The following is a 5,493-nucleotide window of genomic DNA, read 5'->3' on the forward strand; positions in this document are numbered from 1 at the left end:
CATAGGTATCTACACATTTATCGTGATACCTGTTATTACTTTGCAGAATGATTTCAACCTATCTGTTGGCGGGATTGACTCTCGCCTTACCCGCCGATATCAGACGCTGGTTAAACAGCATATGACGCCCGCGGCTCTTCTTGCTTCTGCGGTTAAAGACCTCGCAAGTGCTCAAAAATCAACTTTCGCAACTACCCAAGCTGTCTGGCGTTTTCTGAATAATAAGCGAATTAGCTTCAGTCAACTCAATGAGCCAATTATTTCGCTAGCACTTGAGCAAATTTCGCTTAGCCCGCATCCATACGCTCTCGTTGTTCATGATTGGTCACGTTTACAATTTCTTTACCATCATGCCAAATACGGACGCTTAAAAATGACGCACGGTGGCGATGTTGGATATGAACTTCAAAGCAGCTTGCTGGTTGATGCTGGCACGGGTTTGCCAATAGCGCCTCTATCTCAGACACTTACCGATGCAACCGGTTGTCATTCAACGTTGGCGGAAGGACTGTCCGAACGGCAGACACATATGGACGCCTTGACGACCGATATTGCCCGTGTGGAATCGCTTAATATAGGTAAAAAGCTGATTCATATAATTGATAGAGAGGGTGACTCTATTGGACATATGCGGACGTTGAGTACTCAAGGAATATGCTGGCTTATCCGAGGAAAAGAAGGACATGGTGCAGAGTGGCAAGGTAATTCATTGAAAATTGGTGAGATTGCTGCTCTTCTGCCATACAACGGATGCGGACAGGTAGACTGGAAAGGGAAAAAAGCTGATATGGAAATCAGTGAAACCTCGATAGTCATAACCCGAGCTGCGCAGCAGAAGCGTAAAGATAAAGAAACCGGCCGCCGCATAAAAATCCAACCTGGAGAGCCTCTGACGGTCAGATTGGTTGTTGTTCGGCTTACGGATGATCTCGGTAATGTGGTGGGACGCTGGACGCTGCTTACAAACGTTTGCAGCGAGATCACCTGCGAGGAAGTAGCTCGTTGGTATTACTGGCGCTGGAATATTGAATCATTTTTTAAGTTGCTGAAAGGTGCCGGACATGACGTAGAAACATGGCTTCAGCGCAGCGCGCCAGCCGTACTACGCAGGTTGTTAATAGCCAGTATGGCTGCTGTTCTGGTATGGCGGCTGCAACGCGCTGAAGGAGAAGAAAATGCGGCAGCCCGCCAGCTGATATGTCGCTTGTCAGGACGACAGCAAAAGCGAGGCCGCAGAGAGAGCGCTCCTGCTCTGCTCGCTGGCCTATCCATCTTGTTGAATACACTAAAATTATTATCGGAATATAGTCTGGAAGAACTTACTCATTTAGCGAGAGTTGCTCTTAAGCCTCCTCCCTGATGTGTAGATACCTATGCCCTTTAGCGGCGGCGTAAGGTGTGATGTTCGGCCGGGCCAGCTCGCTTTGCATTGAGCCGATATTGATGATTTTACCCCGCCGGCGCGTCACCATCCGTTTTGCGACCTGTTGCGAAACCAGAAACACCGCCTTCTGATTCACATTGATAATCTCATCCCAGTCGGCTTCGGGAAACGAGAGCAGCGGATGTCGGCGCTGAATGCCCGCGTTATTGACAAGAATGTCAATCGGGCCCTGAAGCTGTTCCAATTGTTCGATCGCGTGGCTGACGTCGGCGCCTTTAGTAATGTCAAAGCTCACGCCCTGCGCATCCAGGCCCTCGGCCCGCAGCTGTCCTGCCGCCCGCTCGGCATTCTCGGCGGTCGTCGCACTGACGATGACGCTGGCGCCATGACGGCCGAGACCGCCGGCCAGCAGATAACCTATCCCCCGGGAGCCGCCGGTGATGAGCGCACGTTTCCCCGTTAAATCAAACAGATTTTGCATAATGTCCGCCTTGCTGATGAGTCGGTGATAGAGGGAGGTTCGCCAAGGCGATACCTCCCGTTCTCACTTCTCTACCACGAATTGTCCGGCATGGGAATGACTCTGCCGGAGTGGGAGCGGCAGGGGTGGCATGGGAAAACATTTTTTTCGGTGGTGGTGCAAGGACAGACATGGCGCCGGGCATTGGATAGGCTGTGGCGCCGCAACCGCAACCGCAACCGTGACGTGGACACTATTTTTGGGGGTACTGCGAGGGCCGGCGCGGCGCTGGCAATCGCTTATGCTATGGTGCCACAATGATAAGCGTGACCCTGGCACACGGCTATCCTGGCGTGCAGTAACGCCAGGGCCACCCTATGGAGACAGTGGCCCTCGGGCGTGGTGTGGCAACAACTGGAGTGGGTCGAAAGGCGGCGGGAAAGCCCGCTACGTCGGGGCCGGCGGTGATGCCGGCCCCGTGTGGGTTTAGCGCTTCAGCGCCTCGCTCAACTCGTCGCGCAAAGTCGACAGCATGGCTTTCACCACCCGAGGGTTACCGGCCACGATATTGCCGGAAAGCAGGTGATTATGGCCACCGGTGAAGTCGGTGACCAGACCGCCCGCTTCACGCACTAACAGTTCGCCACCGGCAAAGTCCCAGGGTTTCAGACCAATTTCAAAAAAACCGTCTACGCGGCCGGCGGCCACATAGGCCAAATCCAGCGCCGCGGAGCCGGTACGGCGAAAATCGGCGCATTGAATGAACAGTTTACTTACCAAGGCAATGTAGCTGTTGGCATGCTGTTTCTGTTTAAACGGAAAACCGGTAGCCAGAATAGTGCCGTCCAGATCGCGTGCGGTGCCGCCGCGCAGACGGTATCCATTCAGCTGGGCGCCTTGGCCGCGGGACGCGGTAAACAGCTCATTGCGCATCGGATCGTAGACCACGGCAACTTCCGTGCGGCCTTTGATGCGCACGGCGATGGAAACGGCAAAATGAGGGAAACGCTTGATAAAGTTGGTGGTGCCATCCAGTGGGTCGATAATCCATTGTACGTCGGTGTCTTCGCCGGCCAGCTCGCCGCTCTCTTCGCCGATGATGGCGTGCTGCGGATAGGACTTGCGGATGACTTCAACAATTAAACGTTCCGCTTCGCGGTCGACGTTAGTGACAAAGTCGTTGTCGCCTTTCTGGCTGGCTTCGACGGCATCGGGGGTTTCATAATGTTTGGCAATTAAATTACCCGCCTTCCGCGCAGCGCGAATGGCGATGTTGAGCATCGGATGCATGGATATCGTCCACTAGAATGTTAAAGAACTAAAACGGCGCTGAGTATAGCAGAGCAACAGCAAAAAACCTACGGCTATGCTACGATATTGCCCACATTTTCCCTGACTTGTAAGACTATGCTGCATAATATCCGCATCGTTCTGGTTGAAACGTCACATACCGGCAATATCGGTTCCACCGCGCGCGCGATGAAAACCATGGGCTTAAGCAATCTGTATCTGGTCAATCCCCTGCACCAGCCCGATGCGCAGGCTATCGCTTTATCCGCCGGCGCCAGTGATATCATCGGCCATGCCACCGTGGTTGACAATCTTGACCAGGCGCTGGCCGGTTGTAGCCTGGTGGTGGGCACCAGCGCCCGCTCGCGGACGCTGCCCTGGCCGATGCTGGAGCCGCGGGAATGCGGCGTGAAAAGCATCCAGGAGGCGGCGCAGGCCCCGGTGGCGCTGCTGTTCGGCCGCGAGCGTATCGGCCTGACCAATGATGAGTTGCAAAAGTGCCATTTCCATGTCCAGATCCCGGCCAATCCTGACTACAGCTCGCTTAATTTGGCGATGGCGGTGCAAATTTTGGCCTATGAAGTCCGTGTCGCCTGGCTTGAAGGTCAACGTCAAAACGCGACGGCGCCGGAGGCTTCGGTCTACCCTTTGGCGGAAGATCTTGAGCGCTTTTATCAGCATCTGGAGCACGTGCTGAGCGGAACCGGTTTTATTCGCCGTGCCCATCCGGGATTGGTGATGAACAAGCTGCGCCGGTTATTTAATCGTGCGAGGCCGGAGAGCCAGGAATTGAATATTCTGCGCGGCATGCTGACCTCCATTGAGCACCCGCAAAAGCCGGAAACGCCCATGCCGGGCAACGGCAGGACCCACCCGCAGGCGTGATGCCGTTCTGCCGCCGGCAGCGTTCGCCCGCAGGCGTGATATCGTTCTGCCGCCGGCAGCGTTCGCCCGCGCCGGGTTCCAGGGACAGCCTTATTGGGCATAGGTATCTACACATCAGGGAGGAGGCTTAAGAGCAACTCTCGCTAAATGAGTAAGTTCTTCCAGACTATATTCCGATAATAATTTTAGTGTATTCAACAAGATGGATAGGCCAGCGAGCAGAGCAGGAGCGCTCTCTCTGCGGCCTCGCTTTTGCTGTCGTCCTGACAAGCGACATATCAGCTGGCGGGCTGCCGCATTTTCTTCTCCTTCAGCGCGTTGCAGCCGCCATACCAGAACAGCAGCCATACTGGCTATTAACAACCTGCGTAGTACGGCTGGCGCGCTGCGCTGAAGCCATGTTTCTACGTCATGTCCGGCACCTTTCAGCAACTTAAAAAATGATTCAATATTCCAGCGCCAGTAATACCAACGAGCTACTTCCTCGCAGGTGATCTCGCTGCAAACGTTTGTAAGCAGCGTCCAGCGTCCCACCACATTACCGAGATCATCCGTAAGCCGAACAACAACCAATCTGACCGTCAGAGGCTCTCCAGGTTGGATTTTTATGCGGCGGCCGGTTTCTTTATCTTTACGCTTCTGCTGCGCAGCTCGGGTTATGACTATCGAGGTTTCACTGATTTCCATATCAGCTTTTTTCCCTTTCCAGTCTACCTGTCCGCATCCGTTGTATGGCAGAAGAGCAGCAATCTCACCAATTTTCAATGAATTACCTTGCCACTCTGCACCATGTCCTTCTTTTCCTCGGATAAGCCAGCATATTCCTTGAGTACTCAACGTCCGCATATGTCCAATAGAGTCACCCTCTCTATCAATTATATGAATCAGCTTTTTACCTATATTAAGCGATTCCACACGGGCAATATCGGTCGTCAAGGCGTCCATATGTGTCTGCCGTTCGGACAGTCCTTCCGCCAACGTTGAATGACAACCGGTTGCATCGGTAAGTGTCTGAGATAGAGGCGCTATTGGCAAACCCGTGCCAGCATCAACCAGCAAGCTGCTTTGAAGTTCATATCCAACATCGCCACCGTGCGTCATTTTTAAGCGTCCGTATTTGGCATGATGGTAAAGAAATTGTAAACGTGACCAATCATGAACAACGAGAGCGTATGGATGCGGGCTAAGCGAAATTTGCTCAAGTGCTAGCGAAATAATTGGCTCATTGAGTTGACTGAAGCTAATTCGCTTATTATTCAGAAAACGCCAGACAGCTTGGGTAGTTGCGAAAGTTGATTTTTGAGCACTTGCGAGGTCTTTAACCGCAGAAGCAAGAAGAGCCGCGGGCGTCATATGCTGTTTAACCAGCGTCTGATATCGGCGGGTAAGGCGAGAGTCAATCCCGCCAACAGATAGGTTGAAATCATTCTGCAAAGTAATAACAGGTATCACGATAAATGTGTAGATACCTATG

The 5,493-nt window shown here is 53.1% G+C and carries 4 protein-coding genes and 1 pseudogene; 2 read left to right on the forward strand and 3 right to left on the reverse strand.

The features are described from left to right. On the forward strand, positions 1–1,360 hold a 1,360-nt coding region (locus CINSTRO3249_RS12155), incomplete at its 5' end, for a flagellar biosynthesis protein FlhF (protein WP_254304262.1). Between the two features lie 16 nt (positions 1,361–1,376). On the opposite strand, the pseudogene CINSTRO3249_RS12160 reads toward CINSTRO3249_RS12155, so the two are convergent. Continuing rightward, positions 1,377–1,865 (reverse strand): annotated as a pseudogene (locus CINSTRO3249_RS12160) (SDR family NAD(P)-dependent oxidoreductase); the annotation flags it as partial. Between the two features lie 465 nt (positions 1,866–2,330). Beyond that, on the reverse strand, positions 2,331–3,134 hold the full coding sequence (suhB, locus tag CINSTRO3249_RS12170; RefSeq protein ID WP_074013475.1) for an inositol-1-monophosphatase: 804 nt from the start codon (positions 3,132–3,134) through the stop codon (positions 2,331–2,333). 117 nt (positions 3,135–3,251) lie between these two features. On the opposite strand from suhB, the gene trmJ reads away from it, so the two are divergent. Beyond that, a complete protein-coding gene (trmJ, locus tag CINSTRO3249_RS12175; RefSeq protein WP_074013476.1) occupies positions 3,252–4,019 on the forward strand; it encodes a tRNA (cytosine(32)/uridine(32)-2'-O)-methyltransferase TrmJ in 768 nt (255 codons plus the stop codon). A 114-nt stretch (positions 4,020–4,133) separates the two neighbouring features. Here trmJ and CINSTRO3249_RS12180 read toward each other — a convergent pair. Next, the coding region (locus CINSTRO3249_RS12180) for a flagellar biosynthesis protein FlhF (RefSeq protein WP_254304262.1) at positions 4,134–5,493 on the reverse strand (1,360 nt) is incomplete at its 5' end.

The sequence above is a fragment of the Candidatus Sodalis sp. SoCistrobi genome, assembly GCF_900143145.1.
Lineage (GTDB): Bacteria > Pseudomonadota > Gammaproteobacteria > Enterobacterales > Enterobacteriaceae > SoCistrobi.

Excerpts from the sequence above, each read along its gene's own strand:
- suhB (WP_074013475.1), bottom strand. The coding sequence starts at position 3,134 with ATGCATCCGATGCTCAACATCGCCATTCGCGCTGCGCGGAAGGCGGGT.
- trmJ (WP_074013476.1), top strand. The coding sequence starts at position 3,252 with ATGCTGCATAATATCCGCATCGTTCTGGTTGAAACGTCACATACCGGC.